This window comes from Pseudomonas sp. GM78 (genome assembly GCF_000282475.1).
GTDB lineage: Bacteria > Pseudomonadota > Gammaproteobacteria > Pseudomonadales > Pseudomonadaceae > Aquipseudomonas.
Genome location: NZ_AKJF01000077.1, coordinates 1 through 26,892, shown reverse-complemented (window position 1 = coordinate 26,892; position 26,892 = coordinate 1). Strand labels below are relative to the sequence as shown.

The window sequence follows — 26,892 nt, the reverse complement described above, 5'->3', positions numbered from 1 at the left end:
TTTCGGTGGTCAAATAAATCTGCCCCCTTTTCGCTCAAATGCGCCCCCCCCCTTTTCTTGCCTCTTTTCTGTCCATTAAATAAATCTGTCCCCTTTTCTCTCCTGTCCATTAAATAAATCTGTCCCCTTTTCTTCTCTTTTCTCTCTTTCCGGCCTGTCCCTTTTCGGTGGTCAAATAAATCTGTCCCCTTTTCGCCTGTGGTCAAATAAATCTGTCCCCTTTTCGCCTTTCCTTTTCGTTCTTTTCGTTGCCTTTTCGTTGGTCCCCTTTTCGTTGCCTTTTCGCAGTCCCCTTTTCGCACCTTTTCGCAGCACACCTATCAGTTCTGCTAGTACCCAACTTCTGCAAAGACGCGAATACTGAACTCCCGCACTTCGGTCCTTGGAGTAACCACCCATGACATCATCACCGCGCGAAACCGTGCTCTGCCATTACCACTACGACCCCCTCTATCGCCTGATCAGTCATGCACTGCCAGATATCCCCGAGCGCCAGCGCTTCTACTGCAAAAGCAGGCTGGCCACCGAGATACAGGGGGCGATGTGCTACTCGATCTTCCAGCAGGGTGACCAGTTGCTGGCGCAGCAACGTAGTGATGGTGATACTCCTGATACCACGCTGCTGGCCACCGATCAGCAGCGTTCGGTACTGCAAGTCAAGGATAGCCATCCACCGCAACCCATCGCCTATTCGCCCTACGGCCACCATTCTATTGAGAGCGGATTACTCAGCTTGCTGGGTTTTAATGGCGAACGGCGGGATCCGGTGACGGGAGGTTATTTACTGGGGAATGGGTATCGAGCGTTTAATCCGGTGTTGATGCGATTCAACAGCCCAGACAATATGAGCCCATTTGATGAGGGCGGGATGAATTGTTATGCATATTGCTTCGGGAACCCGATAAATTTGTACGATCCAACCGGGCACTTCCCCGCAATCGCCAACCTGTCAAGACTAATACAGAACAGATTCAAGCATCCCAGCAGACTCACAAATTCTTTCCAACACAGCACGACAGCAAAATACGCACATAAATTTGGAACACCTACCCCTGCTTCAACAAAGAGCACTGGCGATCTCGCGAGCACTCCTATGTCATCACATACAGCTCACAGATTCAGTACTAGCAGTAGCTCTAGCTCTAGCTCTAGCTCTAGCTCTAGCTCTAGCTTTAGCTCTAGAAATTCACTAAGTGATCAATCAATGAACCTTGACATGTTTGAGCCAAAAACAAAAACAGGCATCATTCAAGAGTATGGCTCAGCCACACCACAAGAACTAAGACAACTACCCACTATGACCCCACCAAGAAACCAACAACAACCTTGGTCGCTCTCTGAGGAGCTCACCAATCAAATAATCCTTTCAGGATTAAAAAGGCTCAACCGCAAGTTATCGCATTTACAATCCCGCGTTGATGACATTCGCAGAGCAACTGATCGATCCGGCAAAGCGAGTTATATTCTCGAAATAAAATAAACAAGAAACAAAGGTGAAACGAACAAGAAAAAGGCAAGAAAAAGAACAAGAAAAAGTAAGAAAAAGGGGACAGATTTATTTAAGCGCCACGCACAACAATGAATTGCTTTAAATAAATCTGCCCCCTTTTCCCCTTTTCCGCTTGTTCAAAAAATGCGCTTGAGCCTATTATCGTATTTTCGAGAACTCCACCCCCCAACGAAAGCAATCGTCGCAACACCCTCTACACCAACGTAAGTTAAATTCTGATATTTTTACCAAGATCACCCAGCCCCGCCCTTGCAAACCTAAGCGCTGAGAAACATCGAAAAATAAACAGCCACAGAAACTCTAAACTCCGCATCTAGTCGAAACAGGCAGGAAATCCATAATGCGGGCGATGAAAACTTGATCTCTGCATTCAGAGCCAGACCAAGCCTAATCACGTCAGACACCGAGCCAAGGAACAGGCGAAGACGACTCAGAAATATCTAGCCGTAAACGACGTGCAACCCAGCCAGCCCGCCCTTCCGAGCTCGGATCATGCAAGAAAAAAAGGGGGACACCCATTAGCCGGTCTCACGTCAAGGCTAAAACCCCACTCGCCCTTCAGGCGATACAGCGCCTGGCATAAAAAGGCTGTTTGTTTCCAAGGATGTGACAAACCCCTTCAGAAACCAGCAAAACTCAATCTTTACCTAAATTATGCCCGCGCCGATAGTTGTTACGAATAATACTGTCGATCAGCGAATCACCCGGAAAATCCGCCAACACGACACCCACCGTTCTTACCTGCGTAGACTGACCATTCAACACCTTTAAATCGTCCCGAGTCAGTGTGTTGGTGCCTTCAAAAGAGATAAAACACATTCCCCCAGTACACCCTGTCCTTGGAAACCTTGGATAGAGGTCGCTATGCCCAAAATCAATCAGCCCTGTCCACAACCTTGCCGCGTCCGTTCCTGGGGACACATGGCCACTGGCAACAAAATAAGGAAACGAACGATGACTGGCCGAAAGGTAGTTCAGATAAAACGTATCCCGACTGCCCGCTGCGGCATTGTGCAACTGCTGTTTTATCTTGATGTACTTGTCATGCAGATCCCAGTTCGAGCCCATGGAGTAATCGTCCTGAATGTTGAAAATGCTCTCATCCCTGTAACTGAGCCCAAATTTATTGAGCCTGGCATCGGCCGATAACACCACAAACTTGCCGCGCGCCTCGCCCAGCGTAAGTTTCGGGTTCTGGGTTTTCAGATAGATACCCGAATACAGCTGCATGTATTGATCGAAGACATACTCCAGGCTCTGGCTGACGTTCGTGTCTGACTCGTACTCATCACTCACCCGAATCAGTACCGTCTCACCGGGATTCTCTCGCAGGAACCGCTTGATCGCCTCCAGTGCCGAGCCCAACATCCGGTCCAGGAACACTGCACCGTGATGCAGCGCCAAAGCATCGCCCGTGCGACGAATCCGCAGGTCGAATACCCGTATTCCGTATTCCAACTGTTTGTCGAAACCGAGGGTTTGAGTTTCGACGACATCCTTGTAAACCGGATACCAGGTGACCTGGAAAGTTGCCGAATCATGGGTACCCGGCAACGCCATTTCACTGAGCTGGACATCGTCGCGGATCGTTTTCATCCATTGCGATCTATCGGTGAATGGATCATCCGGGTCATGGGAGTACGCGCCATCGAGATGGCCGTAAGCGGGCCATGCCAAGCAGTAGAGCAGTCCCAGAAAAAATCCAGTCGTCATTCCAAGCTTCATAGTCACGCCCTCCTTGGCTGCTAATGAACGCTCCTGGATGCTAACTGGATGGACTCGGAAAGTGCCCTACATAGATATTTTTTGCGGTGACGCTTGATCAGGAGTCCCGGCGCAGATCTGGCGGAATCGGCAAATCATCCTTCAACGGATCCGGTCGCTTGCCCTTGCCCGCGCGATACTGGCGAATCTGATAGACGTACGCCAACACCTGCGCCACCGCCAGATACAACCCGCCTGGAATCTCCTGCTCCAACTCCGTGGAATAATAAATCGACCGCGCCAACGCCGGCGATTCCAGAAGCAGAATCTCATTAGCCGCCGCAATCTCGCGTATCTTCAACGCCAAAAAGTCACTGCCCTTGGCGATCAGCATCGGCGCCCCGCTCTTGTCCGGATCGTACTTGAGGGCCACGGCATAGTGGGTCGGGTTGGTGATGACCACGTCGGCATCCGGCACCGCCGCCATCATCCGCCGCTGGGACATCTCGCGTTGCAGCTGGCGAATCCGCTGCTTGACCTCCGGCCGCCCTTCCTGGTCCTTGTGCTCGTCGCGGATTTCCTGCTTGGTCATCTTGAGCTTCTTGATGCTTTCCCAGATCTGGATCGGCACGTCGACGGCGGCGATGATGATCAGCCCGCAGGCCATCCACAGGGTGCTCCAGCCGACCACTTGCAGGCTGTGGGTGATGGCGCGATCCAGCGGTTCGTGGGCGATGCGCAGCAGGTCGTCGATGTCCGCCGACAACACCGCCAGGGCCACGAACAGGACGATGAAGAACTTGGCCAGGGCCTTGAGCAGTTCGGTCAGGGCCTTGGCCGAGAACATGCGCTTGAGACCCGCGCCGGGGTTCATGCGGCTGAACTTGGGCGCCATGGTGCCGGCGGAGAACAACCAGCCGCCGAGGGAAATCGGGCCGATCAACGCGGCCAGGAGCAAGGTGATCATCACCGGCTGAATCGCCAGCAAGGCGATCTGCCCCGAGTGCAGTAGGTAGGTACCCATTGCGCGCGGGTCCAGCACCACATCCCGCGACAGGGAAAAATTCAGGCGCATCAGGTCCATCATGTCCTGGGCCAGGGCGCCACCGAACACCAGCAGCGCACCGGCTCCAGCGAGCATGACCGCCAGGGTATTGAGCTCCTTGGAACGGGCAATCTCACCCTTCTCTCGGGCGTCCTTTTTCTTTTTCTCCGTGGGGTCTTCTGTCTTGTCCTGACCGCTTTCGCTCTCAGACATTAGTCAGCGCGCCTGTGCCAGTTCGCGTAAAAACTGCAAGGCCTCGGAGGCCAGCGGTTGATACTGGTTGAGAATGTCCGCCAGCCCGACCCAGAGGATAAACATCCCCAACACCAGGGTCAGCGGGAAGCCGATGGAGAAGATGTTCAGTTGCGGCGCCGCCCGGGTCATCACCCCAAACGCGATGTTGACCACCAGCAGCGCGGTGATCGCCGGCAGCACCAGCAGCAGCGCTGCGCCGAGCACCCAGCCGAGCTTGCCGGCCAGCTCCCAATAGTGGTTGACCATCAGTCCGCTGCCGACCGGCAAGGTGGTGAAGCTCTCGGTCAGGACCTCGAACACCACCAGATGGCCGTTCATGGAGAGGAACATCAGCGTCACCAGCATGGTGAAGAACTGCCCGATCACCGCCACCGAGACGCCGTTGGTGGGGTCGACCATCGAGGCGAAGCCCATGCCCATCTGGATTGCTACGATCTGCCCCGCCACCACGAAGGCCTGGAAGAACAGTTGCAGGGAGAAGCCCAGGATCGCGCCGACGAGGATCTGCTCGGCAATCAGCAGCAGCCCACTCAGGTCCAGCGCGTTCACCGGCGGCATCGGCGGCAGGCCCGGGGCGATGACCACGGTGATGGCCAGGGCGAAGTACAGGCGGATGCGCTTGGGCACCAGGGCGGTGCCGAACACCGGCATGACCATCAGCAAGGCGCCGACGCGAAACAGCGGCAGCATGAACGTCGCCACCCAGGTGCTGATCTGGGTATCGGTCAGTTGCAGCAGCGACGACATGGCTTAGCCGATGACCTGCGGAATACTGCCGTACAACTGCAGGATGTATTCCATGAAGGTCTGCACCAGCCAGGGGCCGGCCACGATCAGCGTTACCAGCATCACCAACAGGCGCGGCAGGAAGCTCAAGGTCTGTTCGTTGATCTGGGTCGCGGCCTGGAACATCGCCACGATCAGGCCGACCAGCAGGCTCGGGATCACCAGCACCGCGACCATCAGCGTGGTCAGCCACAAGGCTTCGCGGAAAATGTCGACGGCAACTTCTGGCGTCATGGCGACACACCGCCGAAGCTGCTGGCCAAGGTGCCGATGATCAGCGCCCAGCCATCGACCAGCACGAACAGCATGATCTTGAACGGCAGGGAAATGATCAGCGGCGAGAGCATCATCATACCCATGGCCATCAGCACACTGGCCACTACCAGGTCGATGATCAGGAACGGGATGAAGATCATGAAACCAATCTGGAACGCTGTCTTGAGCTCGGAGGTGACGAAGGCCGGCACCAGGATGGTCAGCGGCGCCTGGTCCGGCGTGGCGATGTCGGTGCGCTTGGACAGGCGCATGAACAGCTCCAGGTCACTGGTGCGGGTCTGGGCCAGCATGAAGTCCTTGATCGGTACCTGGGCCTTGGCCACGGCATCCTGGGCGGTCATTTTTTCCGCGAGGTAAGGTTGCAAGGCATCCTGGTTCACCCGGTCGAACACCGGGGCCATGATGAACAGGGTCAGGAACAGCGCCATGCCGGTGAGGATCTGGTTCGACGGCGTCTGCTGCAAACCGAGGGCCTGGCGCAGGATCGAGAAGACGATGATGATCCGCGTGAAGCTGGTCATCAGCATGACGAACGCCGGGATGAAACTCAGCGCGGTCATGATCAGCAGGATTTGCAGGCTGACCGAATACTCCTGCGCGCCTTCGGCGTTGGTGCCCAGGGTGATCGCCGGGATAGACAACGGATCGGCGGCGAACGCCAGCGGCGCGGCCAGCATCAGGGCCAGCGTCAAGATGATGCGCAGCGCACCCATTACTTCTTATCCTTCTGATCCTTGCCCATCAACTCCATCAGGCGCTGGGCAAACTCGGGGGTGGCTTTTTCAGTCCCGCTCGGCACTTGCACCGGCTCCTTGAGCACATGCAACGCGGTGATGGTGCCCGGGCTCAGGCCAAGCAGGATCTGCTCGTTGCCGACCTGCACGAGTATCAAGCGATCACGGGGCCCCAGCGCACGGGAGCCGATCAGCTCGATCACCTGCCCCTTGCCGGCTGGCCCGGCCTGTTGCACCCGGCGCAAGAGCCAGGCGAGGAAGAAAATCAGCCCCAGCACCAGCAACAAACCCAGCACAAGCTGCGTCAGTTGCCCGGCCACGCCGCTGTTGACCGCAGGCGCAGCGGCGGCATTGGCGACGGGCTCGGCGGCCAGCACAAGGCACGGCAACGCCAGCGCCAATCCCGAGAACAACCCCAGAAGCCTTTTCACTCAGCGCAGCTTCTTGATGCGTTCGCTTGGGCTGATCACGTCAGTCAGGCGGATGCCGAACTTCTCGTTGACCACTACCACTTCGCCATGGGCGATTAGGGTGCCGTTGACCAGCACGTCCAGCGGCTCACCGGCCAGGCGATCGAGTTCGATGACCGAACCCTGGTTGAGCTGCAACAGGTTGCGGATGTTGATGTCGGTGCTGCCGACCTCCATGGAGATCGACACCGGGATATCGAGGATCACGTCCAGGTTCGGGCCTTCCAGGCTCACCGGGTCGTTGTTCCTCGGCACGCTGCCGAACTCTTCCATGGGCAGGCGGTTGGACGAAGAACGGCCAGCATCGGCGGCCAGCAAGGCATCGATATCGGCCTGCCCGGCATCGCCGGTTTCTTCCAGGGCCGCAGCCCACTCATCCGCCAGCGCCTGGTCGTCCAGGGTATTCATATTGTCAGCCATCATTTGTCCTCGGCGAATAACTCTTCAATGAAGAGTTAATTAATAGGGGTAGTAGTGCCGCTTCAACGGCGTTCGATCGGCTCGATCACTTGCAGTGCAAGGTTGCCCTTGTGCGAGCCCATCTTGACCTTGAAGGCCGGCACGCCGTTGGCGCGCATGACCAGTTCTTCCTGCATGTCCACGGGAATCACATCCCCGGGCTGCATGTGCAGGATGTCGCGTAGCTTCAACTGGCGACGGGCAACCGTGGCATTGATCGGTACATCGACGTCCAGCACGTCCTGGCGCAAGGCGTTGACCCAACGTTCGTCCTGGTCGTCGAGATCGGACTGGAAGCCGGCATCGAGCATTTCGCGCACCGGTTCGATCATCGAATAAGGCATGGTCACGTGCAGGTCACCGCCACCGCCATCGAGTTCGATGTGGAAGGTCGACACCACAATGGCTTCGCTCGGGCCGACGATGTTGGCCATGGCCGGGTTCACTTCCGAGTTGATGTACTCGAAGTTCACTTCCATGATCGCCTGCCAGGCTTCCTTCAAGTCGATGAAGGCCTGCTCCAGCACCATGCGCACCACGCGCAACTCGGTCGGAGTGAACTCACGCCCCTCGATCTTGGCGTGGCGGCCATCGCCGCCGAAGAAGTTGTCCACCAGCTTGAACACCAGCTTGGCGTCGAGGATAAACAGCGCCGTGCCGCGCAGCGGCTTGATCTTGACCAGGTTGAGACTGGTCGGCACGTACAGCGAGTGCACGTATTCGCCGAACTTCATCACCTGCACGCCACCGACCGCTACGTCTGCCGAGCGGCGCAGCATGTTGAACATGCTGATGCGCGTGTAGCGGGCAAAACGCTCGTTGATCATTTCCAGGGTCGGCATGCGTCCACGGACGATGCGATCCTGGCTGGTCAGGTCATAGCTCTTGACGGTGCCGGGTTCGGCAGCAATATCGGTCTGTACCAGACCATCGTCGACGCCATGCAGCAGCGCGTCGATCTCATCCTGGGACAGCAGGTCCTGCACGGCCATGTCGTGTTCCTACTGCAGTACGAAATTAGTGAAAAGCAACTGTTCGATCACCACTTTGCCGAGCTCTTTCTGCGCCACTTCCTGGACGCTGGCCGTGGCCTTCTGGCGCAACATTTCCTGGCCGACCGGCGAGGCGAGGGTCGCGAAATCCTGACCGGAGAAGAGCATCACCAGGTTGTTGCGGATCACCGGCATGTGCACCTTGAGCGCGTCCAGATCCGCCTGGTTGCGCGCGAGCATGGTAATGCTCACTTGCATGTAGCGCTGGCGACCGTTCTGGTTGTAGTTGGCCACGAACGCCGGAGCCATCGGCTCGAAAACGGCGGGTTGTTTGCCCATGACGGCGGTGTCGGCCACGACGTCAGGCTTGCTCTGGGCACTGTGCATGAAGTACCAGGTCGCCCCCACGGACAAGCCGATCGCCAGCAGCAGCGCCACCACGATCAAGATGATCAGCTTGAGTTTGCCTTTGGTTGCGGGGTCTTTTGCTGCTGCGTCGCTCTTCGCCATGCCAATAATCCGTCACTATTCGGTTTTTACAGTCGCGCGACAAGGCAGGAGCAAGTGTTATGCCAACGATCGGATCTGCAAGCCCCACAAACCCATGTGGGAGCGAGCCTGCTCGCGAAAGCGGCATAACAGTCGATGAAGATGTTGACTGTTACGGCCCCTTCGCGAGCAGGCTCGCTCCCACAGGGTTAGTGCGGCCCCTGGTCAGGCGTAGTAGTCGACGGCGCTGGAGCCGATCACTCGGGTAGCCGTTGCGGCCACTTCAGTCACACTTGGGGTGATTTCGTCATCCATCGAATCAAGGCGACCGCCGCCGGCACTGGTACGTCCACTCTGTGCCTGCTGCTGTGCCTGATCCTGCGACCCCCGGGACTGGTCGGAAACGTTGACGTCGACCTGGCCCATGCCCTGCTGGGTGAACATGTCACGCAAACGCTGCATCTGACCGTCCAGCGCTTCACGCACGCCCGGGTGCGCGCTCATGAACGTCACCTGGGTCTGTTGATCGGGCACCATGTTCACCCGAATGTCGAGGCGGCCGAGCTCCGCCGGCTGCAACTGGATATCGGCGGCCTTGAGATTGGCGCTGGACAGGTACATGACCCGATTCACCACTTCTTCGGTCCAGCCGCTCTGATGCATCGCGATGGGCTGGTTGACCGGCACCGCGTTGGCGGTTTTTGGCGTGGCCGCCTGGGTCAGTGCCGCCAGACGGTTGGCGAAATCGTCGACCCGGGTATCGCTGCTGGCAGACTTGAGGTCCTTGAGCCCCTCATCGATCAGGCCACTGAAGGCCTGGTCGCCCCCCTGGCCGGTGCTGTCCTTGCCAGCTTGCACATCGAGCATGTTCGCCATGCCGGCGGCAAAGGTCTGCGCCCCGGTCGGCTCGCCGTCGGCCGGCGTCGGTGCCGCTTTGGGCTGCGCCTGGCTCGAGGCCGAGACATGGCCGCTCTGCTCCATGGCCATGCGCAGGGCTGGCAGGGCGTCGAGCGGGTCGGCTTCGGGATCGAAACCAGCGTCGGTGGCAGGGACGGCCGGGGGGATGATCGACGCCACGATCGCTTCAACGACTGGCGAATCAGCCGAAACAGGCGTCGCAACTACAGGCAACGAGGCAGGATCAACAGGTACGGCATCGACGACCGTTGCCTGCCCGGCGTCCGGCGTATCGCTGGCCGGTTTGTCGTCGACTTGCGCCGGTTTGTCGGCGGGCAAGTTTTTGCCGCTATCGGCAACGGCAGGCTTTTCGGCGGCAGCGTTATCCTTGTCGACGGCCTTTTTATCGGCGCTGTCCGCCACCTTGTCACGTGGTGGTTTCGAAGGTCCGTCAGCGGTCGCTACAGAGGGGTTCCGGCCTTGTGTGGCGTACACCTGAGAGAAGCTGGACGCCTTGTCCCCGGGCTCGGCGGCGACCTTCGTGGAAGGGGCGGCGGCGGCCTGACTCTTGGCCTGAGCGGTGGCCTGGAGGAGAGAATTGGGGGTAAAGGGCATTGAACGGTCTCCGCTGTACTGGGATCGTAGGTACAGTTGAAAGAGTTGATAGCAAGGGGCGGGCCAGTTTCACCCGATGACGACGAAATACACCTTACGCTTCAACTTTCCGCCAGGGACCGCTGCCGCTCAGCTTCGTAAAGAGGACGAACGATCGCGAACTCAAGGTCGATTGCAGCAATCAACTCCTGGATTTGGGAGGACGAAAGCTTTTCAGCGTTCTTCTCGAGCTCGCCACATAGCGCGACAAGCTTGACGGCCCCCATATTGCTGCTGCTGCCCTTGAAGCTGTGCGCCACGTCTACCAGTTGCGCAACCTGCCCTGCCTTGCGCAGCGACTGCAGGCGCTCTTCGGAATCGGCGAGAAAGGTATCCAGCAACTGCGGATACGCGTCCTCCATGACCTCGCGCAACGCGCTCAGCGCGTCCAGGTCCAGATGTTTGTCAGTCACTTGTTCGCTCCCTGATCAAGAATTTACGGATTATGCCAGAGCCTTCCAGAGAAACTCCACGCGGGCACTTCGACCATCGTCGGACCAGCTTGCATTATGACCCAGCTGACGGATCAGGCTGACGCCACGTCCGGACAGACGGACAGGATCGACGGGGCGCTCCAGTACCCGCCCGACATCGAACCCCTTGCCGCTGTCCTCGACGCGAATCGCCAGGCAACCGCCCTCGCCCTGCGGCGTGACCTGCAAATGCACCCGGACATAACCGTCCTGCAGCTCATCCAGGCGTGCATTGCGTTGTTGATAATAGCGGGTAAACCCTGACACATCGCGCTTGAGGCTGGAGTCCAGGCCCAGCACCCCGTGCTCCAGTGCATTGGAGTACAGCTCCGCCAGAACACTGTAGAGCGCCCCGCTTTGAGCCCGCAGACCGTGCACTTCCTGCAGCAATTGCAAGAGGTAGGGCAACGGATTGAAGCGTTTGAGCGTCGCGGCGCGAAACTCGAAACTGGCCGACCAGTCCAGTGGACAGGACTGGCCGCTGTCAGAATAGATTGGCACCGGCGCACTCGCCTGCGCGGGCACAGGCAGGCTGACTTCGACCATGCTGACGTCGTCGCGCGCTTCACCGCGAAAGTCTCGCAGCGCCTGCTCAATGTCCTCGAACAAGGTGTCGGGCTGACGATTGGCGGCAAAGACCTGCTGCAACCGCTGCACGCCAAACAGCTGTTCATCGGCATCGCAGGTATCGATCACGCCGTCGGACAACAGGAACACCCGATCACCCACGGCCATCGGAAACACTTCGGTGCGATCATCGAAGGTTTGCGGGCTCAGCACACCCAGCGGCAAATGCCGCGCTGTCAGTGGCGTTCGCGTCCCGCTGGCGACGCTGTGAAGGTAGCCATCCGGCATGCCGCCGTTCCAGACCTCCACCGAGCGGCTCTGGAAACTCAGGCACAGCATCGTGGCGCAGCAGAACATGTCCACCGGCAAGATGCGCTTGAGCTTGGCATTCATCTCGCGCAGGGTTTCGGCCAGGCCGTAACCCTTGGCAGTCATGCCGTAGAAGACTTCGGCCAGGGGCATGGCGCCAACGGCGGCGGGCAGGCCATGGCCGGTGAAATCACCGAGCAGTACATGCATGTCCCCTGCCGGGGTGAACGCGGCCAACAGCAAGTCGCCGTTGAACAATGCGTAGGGCGATTGCAGGTAGCGGATGTTGGGCGCATTCAGGCAACCGGAATGGGCCACTTTGTCGAATACCGCCTTGGCCACCCGCTGCTCGTTGAGCAAATATTCGTGGTGCCTGGCGATCTGGTCGCGCTGCTGCAAAACCGTGGCCTGCAAGCGCCGCAAGCGGTCCATCGCCTTGATTTTGGCGGCGAGGATCACCTGGTTGTAGGGCTTTGCCAGAAAGTCGTCACCCCCGACCTCCAGGCAGCGGGCCAGCGCCTGGCTTTCCGACAGCGAGGTCAGAAAGATGATCGGCACCAGCGTTTCCCCGGCCAATTCCTTTATCTGAGCGGCCGCCTCGAAGCCGTCCATCACCGGCATCATCGCGTCCATCAGCACCAGTTGCGGGCGTTGCTGGCGAAACATTTCGACCGCTTCGGCGCCATTGGCAGCCGTCAGCACTTGATGCCCCTGACGGCGGACGATGCTCGACAACAGCATGCGGTCAGCCGCGCTGTCTTCGGCGATCAGGATCGTCAGCGATTCGAGTGCCGTTTGCACACTGGTCAACTGATGTCGAACAGCTTGTCGAAATTGGAGATGGCGAGGATTTTCCTCACATCGCAACTGCTGTTGACCACACGGATATCGGAATCGTCGCCACCGGCGTGATCACGCAACAGCAGCAGCATGCCCAAGGCGGAACTGTCGAGGTAGGTGGCCTCTTTCAGGTCGACGACGACTTCGGCGAGCGCCTTGTCTTCGTAGGATTGACGAAATTCCTGATGCTTGGCGAAATCGAATCGTCCCTTGACCGATATCGTCAGCTTTAGCCCATCCGGGGAGACTTCCGTAACGACTGACATGTCATGGCTTCCTTGTCGTTGGTAAACCTGCTTGTACAAGGTTTAGCATTTGGTAGAGGTTGGGGCAAGGCAGGAAATCGCGGTGTCCGTTGGATCGCAATCGCGGGCAAGCCCGCTCCCACAGGTTTCTCTGTCGTACACGATTTCGCGTACACCCCAATCCTGTGGGAGCGGGCTTGCCCGCGAAGAACGATAACGCGGTCGATCTGGTTCAATACGCATCATGGCGCGGCAACCGCTGGGACAATTCATCCAGCAGCTTTTGCTCGCGCTTGTCCTCCAGCGCCCGTGCTTCGTCCTGGTAGCGCTGTACAAGCTTGCGCAAGCCTTCGACCCGGGCGAATGCCTGTTGCCAGGTGTCCCGCGCCTTGTTCAGGTTGTTCTGGTGCCAGGCGAGGCTTTGCCGCTGTTGATCGATGGCCGTGCCCAACTGCGCGAGAAAACCCTGATAGCCCAGCAGCCATTGGCCGGACACGCCGCTGCTGCCGCGTACAATCCACTGCTCCTGATAGTCGAGGCGAAAGGCTTCGAGGTCGGCCAGTTTGCTTTCGGCCAGGCGCACCTGCCCCTGGAAGTGCCCCAGACGCTGGACCGCGGTTTTCTCGGCCTTCTCGGCCATTTCCACCACGGGGACCAGGCGCCCCGCCCGAGTCTGGGCCATGGCCGGTTAACCGCCCGCCGCGGGCGCGAAGATCGAGGCGAGATACGCTTCGCTTTCGCCCAGGCTGATGCTGTCGTTGAGACCCTGACGCAGATATTTGACCAGTTGCGGCTGCAGGGAGATCGCCAGGTCGGTCTCGCGGTCACCGCCGGCGACATAGGCACCGACACTGATCAGGTCGCGACTCTGCTGATAGCGCGACCACAACTGCTTGAAGTACTGCGCCCGGGTCATGTGTTCCGGTGACACCACCGCCGGCATGACCCGGCTGATCGAGGCCTCGATATCGATGGCCGGGTAATGGCCTTCCTCGGCCAGGCGCCGCGACAGCACGATGTGCCCGTCGAGCACGCCCCGCGCCGAGTCGGCGATCGGGTCCTGCTGGTCGTCGCCTTCGGACAGCACGGTATAGAACGCGGTTATCGAGCCACCGCCCTTCTCGGCATTGCCCGCGCGCTCCACCAGTTTCGGCAACTTGGCGAACACCGAGGGCGGATAACCCTTGGTCGCCGGAGGCTCGCCGATGGCCAGGGCAATTTCCCGCTGGGCCTGGGCGAAACGCGTCAGCGAATCCATCAACAACAGTACGTTCTTGCCCTTGTCGCGGAAATACTCGGCGATTCGTGTGCAGTACATGGCGGCGCGCAGGCGCATCAGCGGCGCATCGTCCGCGGGCGATGCCACCACCACCGAGCGCTTGAGCCCTTCTTCACCGAGGATGTGCTCGATGAACTCCTTGACCTCACGACCCCGCTCGCCGATCAGTCCAACGACGATGATGTCGGCCTCGGTGAAGCGCGTCATCATGCCCAGGAGCACGGATTTACCGACGCCGGTACCGGCGAACAACCCGAGCCGCTGACCGCGCCCGACCGTCAACATGCCGTTGATGCAGCGAATGCCCACATCCAGGGGCTCGCTGATCGGCTCGCGCTTGAGCGGGTTGATGGTCGGGCCGTCCATCGGCACCCAGTCTTCGGCTTTCATGCCGCCCTTGCCATCCAGGGCGCGGCCGGCACCGTCGAGCACGCGCCCGAGCATGCTCATGCCCATCGGCAAGCGACCGCTGTCGGACAGGGGAACCACCCGGGCACCGGGGGCGATGCCGGCCACGCTGCCCACCGGCATCAGGAAGACCTTGCTGCCGGAAAAGCCCATGACTTCGGCTTCGACCTGCACCGGGTGGTAGCTGTCATCGTTGATGACCATGCAGCGGCTGCCCATGGCCGCGCGCAAGCCCTCGGCTTCGAGGGTCAGGCCGACCATGCGCAGGAGGCGGCCTTCAAGGATCGGAGCGCCTGCCAGTTCGATCGCCCCGGCATAACTGCCCAGGCGCTTGGCGAAACTGGTGCGTTCAAGGCGCATCGGGAGCCGCCACGGGTTTGTTTGCGCCGGACAACTCAATGCTCAAATCCGCCGCCGCCGGGTGCAAGGCTTGTTCGTGAAGCTGGTCGAACAGCTTGTCCATCACCTGCGCGACACGGGTTTCGACCGTGGCGTCGATGCGGCTGTGTTCGGTTTCGACCCGGCAACCACCGGGCAGCAGCGCCTCGTCCTCGACGATGCGCCAGGTTTCCTCATGCCGCTCACGCAGGGCTTTGACCTGGGCGAAATCCTGCGGGTTGATGTACAGCCGCACGTTGTTAACGCCCAACGGCAACAGCTTGAGGGCTTCGCGCATGACGTGTTCGATCTGCGTCGAGTCCATGGTCAGTTCGCGCTGAATCACCTGTTTGGTCATGTGCCGCACGAGCTCGACCAGGGCCTTTTCAATCTGGGTGTCTTGTTCGGCGATGGGCTCGAACAGGTGCGCCATCAACTTTTCAAGCGCGGCAACCTTGGCCGACAACGCCACTTCAGCTTCCTGACGAACCTTGAGCGTGGTGCTATGGAACCCTTCCTTCTCGCCCACCGCGAAGCCTTCGTTGTAGGCTTCCTGGCGAATGCTCTCGAGTTCTTCAAGGGTCAGTGGCTGGACTTCCTCCAGCGGCACTTCCTCCATTTCCGGCGGCTCGGGTTCGGGCTCGGGCTCAGGCTCAGGGGCCGGCGGATCGAAGCTGGGCAGCGCCCAGGTATCGAAACCAGCGACATCCCTGGCCCGGATCAGGTCAGAGGGCTGCTCATCGTTCTTGGCCATGGCGTTAGATCATTTCCTCGCCGCCCTTGCCACCGAGCACGATTTCGCCCGCCTCGGCCATGCGACGGGCAATGGTGAGGATTTCTTTCTGCGCGGTTTCCACATCGCTGACGCGCACCGGGCCCTTGGCCTCGAGATCGTCGCGCAACAGCTCGGCCGCACGCTTGGACATGTTCTTGAAGATCTTCTCCTTGACGCTTTCGTCCGAGCCCTTGAGGGCCAGCACCAGCACGTCGGAGGACACTTCACGCAGCAACGCCTGGATACCGCGGTCGTCGACATCGGCCAGGTTGTTGAAGACGAACATGAGGTCTTCGATCTGACCGGAGAGGTCTTCGTCGACTTCGCGGATCGAGTCCATGAGCTGGCCTTCGATCGAGCTGTCGAGGAAGTTCATGATGTCGGCCGCGCGCTTGATGCCGCCCAGGTTGGTGCGCGAAGCATTGGAGTTGCCGGAGAACTGCTTCTCGAGAATCTGGTTGAGTTCCTTGAGGGCCGCAGGCTGCACGGTGTTAAGCGAGGAAACCCGCAGAATGATGTCCAGGCGCACCTTGTGGTCGAAGTTGCCCAGCACTTCACCGGCCTGATCCGGATCGAGGTACGCCACCACGATCGCCTGGATCTGTGGGTGCTCGTAGCGAATCACGTCGGCGACCGCGCGCGGCTCCATCCACTTCAGGCTGTCCAGGCCGCTGGTATTACCACCCAGCAGGATGCGGTCGATCAGGCCGTTGGCCTTGTCTTCGCCCAGGGCCTGGGTGAGCATCTTGCGCACGTAGTCATCGGAACCGACGCCCAGGCTGGTCTGGTCGCCGACAACTTCGACGAACTCGCTCATCACCTGCTCGACCTGCTCGCGGTGCACGTTACCCATCTGTGCCATGGCCATGCCGACACGCTGGACCTCTTTGGGTCCCATGTGGCGCAGCACCTGGGCAGCATCGGTTGAGCCCAGTGACAGCAGCAGGATCGCGGCTTTGTCGACCTTGCTCAGTTTGGCGGCAATGGCTCGGTTATCACTCATCTGCGTTAATCCACTCTTTCACGACCTGGGCGACACGACCCGGGTCTTCTGCCACCAGACTCTTGATTGCGTTCAACTGTGCGTCATAACCTTCGCTCGGGCTCGGCAGCAGGATGCTGGTCGGGCCACCGAGGCTGATACGGTCGTTGGCCAGCTCGCCGTCCAGGCCACCCATGCCACCGAGCTCGACGTCGCTGCCGATGCCCGCCAGTTGCTTTCCTTTGCCGCCACCGGTGATGTTGTTGAGCACCGGGCGCAACACACCGAACACCAGCACCAGAATGAACAGGACGCCCAGCAGCTGCTTGACGATGTCCCAGAACCACGGCTGGGAGTAGAACGGAATATCAGCAATCACTTCACCGCGCTCGGCGGAGAACGGCATGTTGATCACGCTGACGCTATCGCCTCGGCTGGCATCGAAACCGACCGCATCCTGGACCAGGCGGGTGAAGCGCGCCAATTCATCGGCAGTCCACGGCGCACGGGTGGTTTCGCCATTGGCCGGGTTGATCTTGACCTGGTCATCGACCACCACCGAGACCGACAGGCGATTCAATCGTCCCTGTTGTTGCTTGGTGTGACTGATGGAGCGGTCGAGCTCGAAGTTCTTGGTCGATTGCTGGCGTTTGTCAGCCGGGTAAGGTGCGAGCATTGGCTGGCCGGTGGCCGGGTCCATGACTTGCTGGCCGTTGGCATCGAGCAATGGCTGGCCGGGCTGCACCATGCCGGCCGACGCCGTGGCGCCACCGGTGGTTTGCGGCGCCGAGGCTGGCGCCGGTGGCTGGTTGCTCAGGGCACCCGGCACACCTTGCGGGCCGTTGCTGGCGGTACGCTGTTCGTTGACCGACTGCTCGCTGCGCAACGCCGGCTGGTCCGGGTTGAATTGTTCGGAGGTGGACTCGACGGCGCTGAAGTCGACATCGGCCGAGACTTCAGCCTTGTAGCGGTCGTTGCCCAGCACCGGTTGCAGAATGTTGTGCACGCGCTGGGTGAGCATGCTCTCCATGCGGCGGCTGTAATCGAATTGCTTGCCGGCCATGGTCAGTTCGGAGTTTTCCGCCTGATCGGACAGCAGGTTGCCTTTCTGGTCGACGACGGTGATCTGAGATTTGCTCAGTTCCGGAACACTGGTCGCCACCAGATTGACGATGGCCACGACCTGGCCCGGCTCCAGCGAACGCCCGGAATACAGCTCGACCAGCACCGAGGCACTCGGCTTGCGCTCATCGCGCACGAACACCGAGCTTTTCGGGATCGCCAGGTGCACCCGGGCGCCCTTGACGTTGTTCAGGCTGGAAATGGTGCGCGCCAGCTCACCTTCAAGGCCGCGACGATAACGGGTCGCTTCCATGAACTGGCTGGTTCCCAGGCCCTGTTCCTTGTCGAGGATCTCAAAACCGATGTTGCCATCGCTGGGAGTGACACCAGCGCCCGCGAGCTTGAGGCGCGCACGGGACAGGTCTTCGGCCTTGACCAGCAAGGCGCCGGAATTGGGTTCGACGGTGTAAGCGATATCGGCGGCAGCCAGGGTATCCATCACCTGCTTGGCGTCCATGCCAGCAAGGCTGCCGTACAACGGACGGTAGTCCGGCTGCTGGGACCACAACACCACGGCAAAGCCAATCGCCACGCTCGCGGCCAGGCCAACCAGCAGGCCCACCTGGCGCAGCATGGTCATCTCGGAGAGGTTTTCCAGAAAGGACAACCCGAACAGCGGCGGCTTGCCGTCTACGGAGTTGGCCTTGGCCGGAACATTGTCAGCGATTGCATCTGCCATGACTCAATCTCGTCCTTAAACCGGCATCTGCATGATGTCCTGATACGCCTGAACCAGCTTGTTGCGCACCTGGGTCAATGCCTGGAAAGACACGCTGGCCTTCTGCGAGGAAATCATCACGTCAGTGAGGTCGACACCGCTCTTGCCGATCTCGAAGGCATTGGCCAACGCCGATGAAGCCTGCTGGGTATCGTTGACCTTGTTGACGGCCTGACCGAGCATGTCGGCAAAGCTGCTGCCATTCACTTGCGGGACGGCGGCAGTCGATTTCGGCGCAGACATGGCGTCCATTTGCATGGCGCGCATATCCAGCATCAATCGATTGAATTCAATACCTTGGCTCATGCTCTACTCTCTCTGGCGGCCCGCAATTTTTTGACGCTCACTCAGCGGGTAACGAGGTGTTAGCAACAAGGGTGCCAGCTCTATGACCACCTCAGACAAAAGCTCCCAGATCCCGACGCAATCCTGTAGGAGCGAGCATGCTCGCGATGGAGGCACAAGCACCGAGGGGTATCAGGCAGCCAGCGTTTTCGTTGACGACCATCGCGAGCAGGCTCGCTCCTACAGGTACAGGGTCCGGCGCAGGCCAGGTGTCAGGTGGCAAACAAATACGCTTCCACGTCCATTCCGGCATCGCGCATCTGCGCCAGCTTGTAGCGCAAGGTGCGCGGGCTGATGCCGAGGCGCTCGGCGGCCTCTTTGCGGCGACCGCGCTCGGCGCGCAAGGTGTCGATGATCATCTGGAACTCACGGCGCCGCAGATCGTCGCCCAGCGCTCCGCCGGATTCGGCCTCGACCACGAGCACTGGCGTCGGTAGCGGCGGCAACGGCGCGCAAGCGATTGGTCCGCTCAGGCAAAAATCCTGGGGCTCGATGATGCCGCCCTGCTGCAGGATCAGCGCGCGCTGCAGCGCATTGTCCAGCTCACGCACATTGCCCGGCCACGGATAGGCGATCAGGCACGCCTGGGCCGCGGGCGACAGTCTCGCCGCCGCATGCTTCATTTTATTGACGTGCCGGGCCAGCAGTCGCTCGGCCAGCGGCAGGATATCGGCGGTGCGCTCGCGCAAAGCCCGCCAGGCCAGGGGGAATACCGACAGGCGATAATACAGGTCTTCACGGAAACGCCCCGCCGCCACCTCAGCCGCCAGGTCCCGATTGGTGGTCGCGACCACGCGGATATCCAGGGCAATCGGCTTGCGCCCACCGACTCGCTCAACCTCGCGCTCCTGCAGCACCCGCAGCAATTTGGCCTGCAGACCCAGGGGCATTTCGGAAATTTCATCGAGCAGGATTGTCCCGCCATCGGCCTGTTCGAACTTGCCGGCCTGCGCCGCGATAGCGCCGGTGAACGAGCCCTTTTCGTGACCGAAGAGCGTGGCCTCCAGCATGTTGTCCGGAATCGCCGCGCAGTTGATGGCGATGAACGGCTGACTGGCCCGATGAGAGTGCTGGTGAATGTAGCGCGCCAGCACCTCCTTGCCGGTGCCGGACTCTCCGGAGATCAGCACCGTGGAATCACTGCGCGCCACCCGCGCCGCCAATTCCAGCAACTGCGCACTGGCCGGCTCGAACGCCACAGGTCCTTCGCGATCGGTAGCGCCGACACTGCCGAGCGCATGCCGTGCGACCAGGTCGAGCAGCGCCTTGGGCTCGAACGGCTTGACCAGATAATCCACGGCACCCTGACGCATCGCATCGACTGCGCGCTCGACGGCACCGTGCGCCGTCATCAGCAACACCGGCAGTTGCGGCTGTCGCGCCCGCAGCATAGCGAGCAATTGATGACCGTCCATGCCCGGCATGTTGACGTCGCTGACCACCAGATTGAACGCTTCGCACGAAGCAGCTTCCAGGGCTTCCTCTGCCGAACCCACGGCCTTGTAATCGTGGCCGGCCAGCAACAGCGTGTCTGCCAGCGCTTCGCGCAAAGCGCGGTCATCTTCGACCAGTAGAACCTTGATGCCCATGCCTTTCACTCCACTCCCTGGATGCTGCTTTTTTCACTGACAAAAAGCGGCAACATCACCTGCGCACAGGTGCCGCGACCGACCCGCGAGCGCAACCGCAACTCGCCCTGGTGCGCCCTCGCGACAGCTTTGACCACGGTCAGGCCGAGGCCGGTCCCGGTAGTCTTGGTGGTAAAAAACGGCTCCCCCAGACGCGCCAGCACAGCACCGTCGATACCGCTGCCGCTGTCGCTGACGCACAACCGCAGGTTGTTGCCACGGGTGTACAGATGCACCTTCAAGCGCACATCAGCGGCGCTGGCCTGAATGGCGTTCTCGATCAGATTGAGGACTGCACCGACCAGGGTGTCGCGATTGCACAGCAGTTCGCCGGCATGGGCGTCACATTGCCAGCGAATCGGCAGGTCCTGCACGTGCGTCAGGGCCGCCGCTTGCAGGGATTGCATCAACTGCGCCGGCGTCACGCGGTCGGTCAATGGCAGCTCGCCGCGCGCAAACACCAGCATGTCGCGCACCTGATGTTCCAGCTCATGCAGGCGCTCCTTGAGCCGTCCGGCGAAGCGTTGCTGGGTGTCCACCGGCAGCGCCTGCTCGGTCAAGTGACTGGCGTAGAGCAAGGCGGCGGATAACGGCGTGCGAATCTGATGCGCCAGCGACGCCACCATGCGCCCCAGGGAAGACAGGCGCTCGTGGCGCGCCAGTTGATCTTGCAGATGACGGGTCTCGGTCAGGTCGTTGAGCAGAACCAACTGCCCGGGTTCGGCATCCAGCGAGCGCGTGGCAATCGACAGGCGCCGACCATCCTTGAGGGAAACTTCATGTCCGTCGTCTTCACGGGGTGCAAAGCAACGGGCAATGACCACCCGCCACAGCTCACCTTCGAGGGGCAGGCCGAGCATTTCGCACGCCGCCGGGTTGGCTTCGCGCACGATGCCCTGGGCGTCGATGACGATGATGCCACCGGGCAAAAGGTCGAGCAGATGTTGCAGGCGATTGGCCAGGCGTTCTTTCTCCGCCAGTTCCTGCATGCGCTGGGCGCTGACCACCGCCAACTCACCCTTGAGCTCGGTCACCCGGGCTTCGAGCATGCTGTAGGAGTCGGTCAATTGGCTCGACATCTGGTTGAACAGGGCAAACGTTTGCTCGAGGCCACGCCCACTCGCCTGCTCACCGGACGACGATTGCCCCGGGGCATCCCCCAGGGTATCTAGTGCAGGAGACAACTGTGCGGATGGGGGCATGATGCTCTCTCGCTTGGCTGACCGTCAGTGAAACGGAACGTTGCGAGGGATGTAGCAATACCCGTGCCTAAAAAAAACCGCTTGAAAATGAACGAGTTGAAAAACAGGCGTCAATCATCCGCCTGCTCATCACCGTCACGACGGCTCATGCCGTACTTGCGCATTTTCTCCACCAGCGTGGTGCGGCGGATGCGCAGACGTTCGGCGGCGCGCGCGACGATACCGTTGGCGTCATCCAGCGCTTGCTGGATCAGGCCTTGCTCCAGGCCACCCAAGTAATCCTTCAGGTCCAAGCCTTCAGGCGGCAACATGGCATGGGTGGTGAAGTCCGGGGTATGACCGTTGATTGCCACCCGTTCTTCAAGATCGCTGCGCAGGGTGTCGACCATTTGCTCGTCTTCATCGTCGACGTAGCGGAATTTCTTCGGCAGTTCGACCACGCCGATCACCCCGTACGGATGCATGATCGCCATGCGCTCCACCAGGTTGGCCAGCTCGCGGACGTTGCCCGGCCAGCCGTGACGGCACAGCGACATGATGGCCGCGGAATTGAAGCGGATCGAACCGCGCTTCTCGTGCTCCATGCGCGAGATCAATTCGTTCATCAGCAACGGAATGTCTTCGACTCGCTCACGCAGCGGCGCCATCTCGATCGGGAACACGTTCAGGCGGTAATACAGGTCTTCGCGGAAGGTGCCGATCTCGATCATGCTTTCGAGATTCTTGTGGGTCGCCGCGATGATGCGCACGTCGACGCTCTGGGTCTTGTTGCTGCCCACGCGCTCGAATGTACGCTCCTGCAACACGCGCAGCAGCTTGACCTGCATCGGCAGCGGCATGTCGCCGATTTCGTCGAGGAACAGCGTGCCGCCATTGGCCAGCTCGAAACGCCCGGCGCGGCTGGTGATCGCCCCGGTGAACGCGCCCTTCTCATGGCCGAACAATTCGCTTTCCAGCAACTCGGCCGGAATCGCCCCGCAATTGACCGGCACGAACGGCGCCTCGCGGCGCTTGGAATGGTAATGCAGGTTGCGCGCGACCACTTCCTTGCCAGTGCCGGACTCACCAAGAATCAGCACGCTGGCATCGGTGTCGGCCACTTGCTGCATCATCTGGCGCACATGCTGGATCGCCCGGCTGGTGCCGACGAGGCTGCGGAACAGATTGGGTTCGCGATGGCGACCGCGCTCGCGAGCCTGGTCGTACATCTCGCGATAGACCTGGGCACGGTGCAGCGAATCGAGCAACTTGCTGTAGCTGGGTGGCATTTCGAGAGTCGAAAGCACACGGCGACGCTGGTCTTCCGGCAGGTCGATGGAAGAATTATCGCCCATCAGCAAAATCGGAAGGAACTCATCCCATGTCGAGAGTGTCTTTAACAAGCCCTGAAGCGAACCCGGAGCATTGACCGTCCCGATGAGGACACAGATCACTTCACGACTAGACGACAAAGAGACGACAGCCTGCTGCCAGTCGTGGCTACCGCAGGGTAAATTTTCTTCGCCGAGAAAATTTAAAATCACCGCCAGGTCGCGGCGGCGGACGCTATCGTCATCGATCAGCAGAATTTTGGTTTCACGCCACATGCAATCGTAACTTCCCTAGTCAACCCGGTGCCCGAAATGAGTGGGCAAGCTAGACGCTTGCAGACCGTTAATGCCTGTAGACGCCTGAAATCTGGAAACAGCCACTAGTAAAGTCAAAAAACCGTTCACAGTCAAATTTATGGCGCAATCTGCCTAAATTCAGCACGCATTAATTAACCAAACAGATGGTAAACCTTTGCGGCGCTCTTCGCTTGGTTGATCTGCGACATCTCATCGACTATTGCCTGACGCTCGCCCATCGTCACCGTCAATAAATCTTTGTACACCGCCAGCAGACTTTCCAGATGGGTGCGCAGGGCTTCTTCATCGATGGGTGCTTCGGTGAGCACTTCGTCGACGCAAGCGCGGCAGGCAGAATCCAACTCGCCGATGGCATCCCAGTTACGTTCGGCCAGTGCATCGATGAGCGCTTCGCGGGTTTGTTCAATCCGTTGCAGTGCCTGACTCATGGCGTCATCCTCAAACTAGACAGCTTGTTGATCGGCAATCGCATCCCAACCGCTTTTGACGGTAACCAGCAGCCCCATCACTTCGTCGATAATCTGGGGGTCATTCTTCAGGTTGGCGTTGGTCAACCGCTGAATCATGTAGCCGTAGAGGCTATCAAGCTGCTGCAGGGATTCATCTTCCTTGGCCCGTTCGGCATCGATACCTTCGCGCAACCCACCGATGATATCGACGGCCTTGCCGATCATCAGACCCTTATGCGCAATATCGCCACGCTCCAGAGCACCCTTGGCCTGGGCCATTCGATCGAGACCGCCTTCCATCAGCATTTGCACCAGACGATGGGGACTCGCCTCGGAAATCTGCGCATGGGAGTTGACCTTCTGATACTGGCGAAGGGCTTTCATCGGGTTCATGGTTCTACCTCGTTCAACGCTTAAACAGTAATTGGAATCGACGCTTTGCTTTTATGTCGACCCCGTCACAGAAAACTTTAGACTTGCAGCGCCTGATCACGACCGCCCCGAACGTCAATCATCCTTGCGGTTGTTCATGGCATTGAGGGTGGTCATGACGCTGGAACCGGTGGCGTTGAGCTTGGCAACCAGGGTGTCCATGGCGTTGTATTTGGCAGAAAGCGAGGTGGTGAGCGATTCGATACGCCGATCGAGCGCTTCCTGCTGATCGGTCAAGTCGGTCAATTTGTCGTTCAGACTGGTGGTTCGCGAAGCCAGGATACCTGCCGTCCCCGCATAGGCATCAGTGGCCTTGGTCATACGCTTGATCAAGCCATCATCGCCCGTGAAGACCTTGGCGATATCTCCCGCGTTTTTCGCAACCGCCTTGTCCCACTTGGCGCTGTCCAGTTCGAGCAGGCCCGTGGTTTGTACAGTATTGATGCCCATTTGCGAGAGCATGGTCATGCTGCCGGAGCCGGTACTTTTCACCAGCTCGTTACGTACCGACGTGATCAGAGAACGCATGGAGGCATCCCCTGTCAGCGCCGCCCCTTTGGTGGTATCGCCTACCGCGCTCACCTTGGTTTGACTGTTGATGGCCGTGATCAGGGCGTTATACGCAGTGACAAACGACTGCACCGAGGTCTTCAGGGTATCGGTATTGGCACCCACCGTGACCGTCGACTTGCCCGCGGTCAGCAATTCGAAATTGACGCCACTGATCGCCGATGTAACGGTATTGCTGGTCGACTCCAGTGCAATGTCATCGATGGTGTATTTGGCGTTTTGCGCAGCAGGACCCGCCTTGGCATTCACCGCGAGTGCGGAATCGCCACCCAGGGTAATGTCGGTACCGGCACCGGTGGTCGAAGAACTGATCACCATCCGCGCGCCGTTGGCATCGGTGATGATGTTGGCGCTCAAGCCCTTGGAGTTGAGCTGGGTATTGATGGCGTCTCGCGCCTGCTGCAGGGTCGCCCCGGCAGCAATGCTGACGTTGTAATCATTGCCCGACTGAGAAATCTTCAGCGTCTGTGATTCAGAGCTGCTGTTGACGGTGGCGGATGCACCACCCGAGAAGACATCTGATGTCACCTTGGAGGACGTCGCCAACTGCGTCACTTCCAGCGCATATTTGCCAGCGGCGGCCGAGGAATTGACGGTGGTCTTGACGACCTTTTCATCGGAGGATGTACCCGACAACCCGGTGAAAGCCGATGCCGTGTTCAATTTGGCAATGGCGGAACGGTAGGTATCCAGCGCGTTTTTGATGCTGCCAACGGCGGAAATCTGGGTGGTCGTGGTCGCCTGCTGCGCAGTAATCTGCGTTTGCTTCGGGGCCTTTTCCGCAGCAACCAAAGCTTTGACGATCGACTGCGTATCGACCCCCGAGCCAATACCACTAATCGTTGAACTCGCCATCGCTTCTCTCCTTTTCTAGGCGGCTGCCGCTTTTTTGACAAACCAGACGTCAAGCGCCAACTGCAACAAAACCCGTGCCAGTTTCAAGCCTTGCCATCAAACAGCAGGCTGCTCGCATCGTTCAAACTCTGCGCCAGCTTCAATGCCGCTTCCGATGGAAGCTGCCGTATCAGTTCGCCACTGTCCGTGGCAATGACCTTGACCACGACCAGACCGGTCGAATCATCGATCGAAAAATTCAGTTGACGCCGTGTGGACTGTACAAAGTCCTGGATATTCTTGACCGCATTTTCCAGCTCGGGCCGCTGAGGTTCCTTGTCCTTCTCGACGCTCAGGGCAGGCGCAGCCTCCTGGGCCTTGCCGGCAGGGTTACCTTGTGAAGCCACCGCAGGGTAAGACAGGCTCAGCTTTACACTCATGTCCATGGTGATGATCCCTCACAATCAAAAAAACGGAAGAGCACGTCGCCGTGCCCTTCCGTCATTCACCTGGCGTCGGTACTACTGAAGCAGTTTCAGTACCGAGGACGACAGCTGGTTGGCCTGGGACAGGATCGCGGTGGACGCCTGTTGCAGGGTTTGTTGCTTGCTCAGCTCAGCAGTTTCAGCTGCGAAGTCAGCGTCCTGCACACGGCTACGGGCCGCGGTGGAGTTTTCCGAGATCGATTGCAGGTTGGCTACGGTGCTGTCGAAACGGTTTTGCACGGCACCCAGCTTGGCGCGCTGAGAGTCCAGTTCCTGCATGGCGCCGTCCAGTACCTGGATGGCCTGTTGGGCGCTTTTGCCGTCCAGGATGTTCAGATTGGAAACGGTGCTTTCCATTTTCACTGCAGTGGTGGTTGGAGCAACAGTAGTCAGACCCAATGCAGCAAGACCGGTACCGCTGCTGCCGTCACCGACGGTGATGTCCTGATCTGCGAACAGAGACAGTGAGCTGGCGCCATTAGTGGAAACTGCGCTAGCAGTCACACCAGTACTTGCAGCGTTGATGGTGGCAGCGATGCCGTCCATGTCGTCGCCTTTCTTGAACTTAACTTCAACGCCATTCAAAGTTATGGACGTGTCGGACTTCAGACCAGCTTTGGTGGTGCCCGCGTTCAGGCCGAGCTTATCAAGCGCACCAGCACCGTTTGCACCAGCACCGTTTTCCAGTTTAATGTCTTGACCATTTGCCGAAGACAGAACCAAACGACCATTCTGATTCGAGGCGGTAACCCCTGTTAGTGCAGTACCTGTACCAGGAATGCCTGGAGCGCCATTGTTGTTAATGTTATTAACAACAGCATCCAGGTCATCGCCCGCAGCAAAACTGAAGGATTGGCCGTTAATCCGGATATCAGTGTTCGAAGTCAAACCAGTGGTCTGAGGCGTGACTGCTACAGTTTTAGGGCTGCCTACGTTAGCGGCAGGAGCCGCG

Annotated in this window: 29 protein-coding genes; 1 reads left to right on the top strand and 28 read right to left on the bottom strand. The window is 59.5% G+C overall.

Annotated features, from left to right (window positions below):
* On the bottom strand, positions 1-206 hold a 206-nt coding region (locus tag PMI35_RS35260; protein WP_238543164.1), incomplete at its 3' end, for a hypothetical protein.
* 191 nt (positions 207-397) lie between these two features.
* On the opposite strand from PMI35_RS35260, the gene PMI35_RS35255 reads away from it, so the two are divergent.
* Entirely contained in the window at positions 398-1,480 is a 1,083-nt protein-coding gene (locus PMI35_RS35255) for an RHS repeat-associated core domain-containing protein (protein WP_008058635.1), read from the top strand.
* Positions 1,481-2,146: 666 nt separating this feature from the next.
* On the opposite strand, the gene PMI35_RS18825 is transcribed toward PMI35_RS35255, so the two are convergent.
* From PMI35_RS18825 to PMI35_RS18955, 27 genes are all read right to left on the bottom strand, one after another.
* Positions 2,147-3,235 (bottom strand): phosphatidylinositol-specific phospholipase C, encoded by a 1,089-nt coding sequence (locus tag PMI35_RS18825; RefSeq protein ID WP_008058632.1) that lies wholly within the window; start codon positions 3,233-3,235, stop codon positions 2,147-2,149.
* Between the two features lie 97 nt (positions 3,236-3,332).
* Positions 3,333-4,472, bottom strand: coding sequence for a flagellar biosynthesis protein FlhB (gene flhB / locus PMI35_RS18830; RefSeq protein WP_008058630.1), 1,140 nt, complete (start codon positions 4,470-4,472; stop codon positions 3,333-3,335).
* A gap of 3 nt (positions 4,473-4,475) precedes the next feature.
* Positions 4,476-5,261 carry a flagellar biosynthetic protein FliR gene (fliR, locus tag PMI35_RS18835; protein ID WP_008058628.1) on the bottom strand — a complete coding sequence of 262 codons (786 nt, stop codon included), beginning with the start codon at positions 5,259-5,261 and terminating at the stop codon, positions 4,476-4,478.
* Positions 5,262-5,264: 3 nt separating this feature from the next.
* Positions 5,265-5,534: a flagellar biosynthesis protein FliQ gene (gene fliQ, locus PMI35_RS18840; protein WP_008058625.1), complete on the bottom strand. Its 270-nt coding sequence runs from the start codon at positions 5,532-5,534 to the stop codon at positions 5,265-5,267.
* The gene (gene fliP / locus PMI35_RS18845; protein WP_008058623.1) at positions 5,531-6,289 is read right to left on the bottom strand and encodes a flagellar type III secretion system pore protein FliP; all 759 of its coding nucleotides are present in this window, start codon (positions 6,287-6,289) and stop codon (positions 5,531-5,533) included. Before fliP ends, fliQ begins: the two co-directional genes overlap by 4 nt.
* Positions 6,289-6,741: a flagellar biosynthetic protein FliO gene (fliO, locus tag PMI35_RS18850; protein WP_008058621.1), complete on the bottom strand. Its 453-nt coding sequence runs from the start codon at positions 6,739-6,741 to the stop codon at positions 6,289-6,291. The genes fliP and fliO overlap by 1 nt, the downstream gene beginning before the upstream one ends.
* Positions 6,742-7,200 (bottom strand): flagellar motor switch protein FliN, encoded by a 459-nt coding sequence (gene fliN / locus PMI35_RS18855; RefSeq protein WP_008058619.1) that lies wholly within the window; start codon positions 7,198-7,200, stop codon positions 6,742-6,744.
* Between the two features lie 62 nt (positions 7,201-7,262).
* Positions 7,263-8,231 (bottom strand): flagellar motor switch protein FliM, encoded by a 969-nt coding sequence (fliM, locus tag PMI35_RS18860; RefSeq protein ID WP_008058617.1) that lies wholly within the window; start codon positions 8,229-8,231, stop codon positions 7,263-7,265.
* Positions 8,232-8,240: 9 nt separating this feature from the next.
* Complete coding sequence (gene fliL, locus PMI35_RS18865) at positions 8,241-8,741, bottom strand: flagellar basal body-associated protein FliL (protein WP_008058615.1); 501 nt, start codon at positions 8,739-8,741, stop codon at positions 8,241-8,243.
* A gap of 204 nt (positions 8,742-8,945) precedes the next feature.
* Entirely contained in the window at positions 8,946-10,232 is a 1,287-nt protein-coding gene (locus PMI35_RS18870; protein ID WP_008058613.1) for a flagellar hook-length control protein FliK, read from the bottom strand.
* Between the two features lie 101 nt (positions 10,233-10,333).
* Positions 10,334-10,684, bottom strand: a complete 351-nt coding sequence (locus tag PMI35_RS18875) for an Hpt domain-containing protein (RefSeq protein ID WP_008058611.1) — start codon at positions 10,682-10,684, stop codon at positions 10,334-10,336.
* Positions 10,685-10,714: 30 nt separating this feature from the next.
* Positions 10,715-12,430 carry an ATP-binding SpoIIE family protein phosphatase gene (locus PMI35_RS18880; RefSeq protein ID WP_008058609.1) on the bottom strand — a complete coding sequence of 572 codons (1,716 nt, stop codon included), beginning with the start codon at positions 12,428-12,430 and terminating at the stop codon, positions 10,715-10,717.
* Positions 12,427-12,726 carry an STAS domain-containing protein gene (locus tag PMI35_RS18885; RefSeq protein WP_008058607.1) on the bottom strand — a complete coding sequence of 100 codons (300 nt, stop codon included), beginning with the start codon at positions 12,724-12,726 and terminating at the stop codon, positions 12,427-12,429. The genes PMI35_RS18880 and PMI35_RS18885 overlap by 4 nt, the downstream gene beginning before the upstream one ends.
* 211 nt (positions 12,727-12,937) lie before the next feature.
* Positions 12,938-13,387 carry a flagellar export protein FliJ gene (gene fliJ / locus PMI35_RS18890; RefSeq protein WP_008058604.1) on the bottom strand — a complete coding sequence of 150 codons (450 nt, stop codon included), beginning with the start codon at positions 13,385-13,387 and terminating at the stop codon, positions 12,938-12,940.
* A 6-nt stretch (positions 13,388-13,393) separates the two neighbouring features.
* The gene (gene fliI, locus PMI35_RS18895) at positions 13,394-14,752 is read right to left on the bottom strand and encodes a flagellar protein export ATPase FliI (RefSeq protein WP_008058601.1); all 1,359 of its coding nucleotides are present in this window, start codon (positions 14,750-14,752) and stop codon (positions 13,394-13,396) included.
* Positions 14,742-15,524 carry a flagellar assembly protein FliH gene (fliH, locus tag PMI35_RS18900; protein ID WP_008058597.1) on the bottom strand — a complete coding sequence of 261 codons (783 nt, stop codon included), beginning with the start codon at positions 15,522-15,524 and terminating at the stop codon, positions 14,742-14,744. The genes fliI and fliH overlap by 11 nt, the downstream gene beginning before the upstream one ends.
* Before the next feature lie 4 nt (positions 15,525-15,528).
* The gene (gene fliG / locus PMI35_RS18905) at positions 15,529-16,548 is read right to left on the bottom strand and encodes a flagellar motor switch protein FliG (RefSeq protein WP_008058596.1); all 1,020 of its coding nucleotides are present in this window, start codon (positions 16,546-16,548) and stop codon (positions 15,529-15,531) included.
* Positions 16,541-18,328 carry a flagellar basal-body MS-ring/collar protein FliF gene (gene fliF, locus PMI35_RS18910; protein WP_008058594.1) on the bottom strand — a complete coding sequence of 596 codons (1,788 nt, stop codon included), beginning with the start codon at positions 18,326-18,328 and terminating at the stop codon, positions 16,541-16,543. The genes fliG and fliF overlap by 8 nt, the downstream gene beginning before the upstream one ends.
* 15 nt (positions 18,329-18,343) lie before the next feature.
* A complete protein-coding gene (gene fliE, locus PMI35_RS18915) occupies positions 18,344-18,673 on the bottom strand; it encodes a flagellar hook-basal body complex protein FliE (RefSeq protein ID WP_008058592.1) in 330 nt (109 codons plus the stop codon).
* A 251-nt stretch (positions 18,674-18,924) separates the two neighbouring features.
* On the bottom strand, positions 18,925-20,301 hold the full coding sequence (locus tag PMI35_RS18920; RefSeq protein WP_008058590.1) for a sigma-54-dependent transcriptional regulator: 1,377 nt from the start codon (positions 20,299-20,301) through the stop codon (positions 18,925-18,927).
* A 5-nt stretch (positions 20,302-20,306) separates the two neighbouring features.
* Entirely contained in the window at positions 20,307-21,542 is a 1,236-nt protein-coding gene (locus tag PMI35_RS18925; protein ID WP_008058588.1) for a sensor histidine kinase, read from the bottom strand.
* Between the two features lie 110 nt (positions 21,543-21,652).
* Entirely contained in the window at positions 21,653-23,128 is a 1,476-nt protein-coding gene (locus PMI35_RS18930) for a sigma-54 dependent transcriptional regulator (RefSeq protein WP_008058586.1), read from the bottom strand.
* Between the two features lie 173 nt (positions 23,129-23,301).
* A complete protein-coding gene (fliT, locus tag PMI35_RS18935; RefSeq protein WP_008058580.1) occupies positions 23,302-23,598 on the bottom strand; it encodes a flagellar protein FliT in 297 nt (98 codons plus the stop codon).
* Between the two features lie 15 nt (positions 23,599-23,613).
* The gene (fliS, locus tag PMI35_RS18940) at positions 23,614-24,012 is read right to left on the bottom strand and encodes a flagellar export chaperone FliS (protein ID WP_008058579.1); all 399 of its coding nucleotides are present in this window, start codon (positions 24,010-24,012) and stop codon (positions 23,614-23,616) included.
* Between the two features lie 114 nt (positions 24,013-24,126).
* Positions 24,127-25,476 (bottom strand): flagellar filament capping protein FliD, encoded by a 1,350-nt coding sequence (gene fliD / locus PMI35_RS18945; protein WP_008058576.1) that lies wholly within the window; start codon positions 25,474-25,476, stop codon positions 24,127-24,129.
* Between the two features lie 83 nt (positions 25,477-25,559).
* A complete protein-coding gene (locus PMI35_RS18950; protein ID WP_008058574.1) occupies positions 25,560-25,901 on the bottom strand; it encodes a flagellar protein FlaG in 342 nt (113 codons plus the stop codon).
* 75 nt (positions 25,902-25,976) lie between these two features.
* Positions 25,977-26,892: flagellin (locus PMI35_RS18955; protein WP_008058572.1), on the bottom strand; the 916-nt coding region annotated here is incomplete at its 5' end.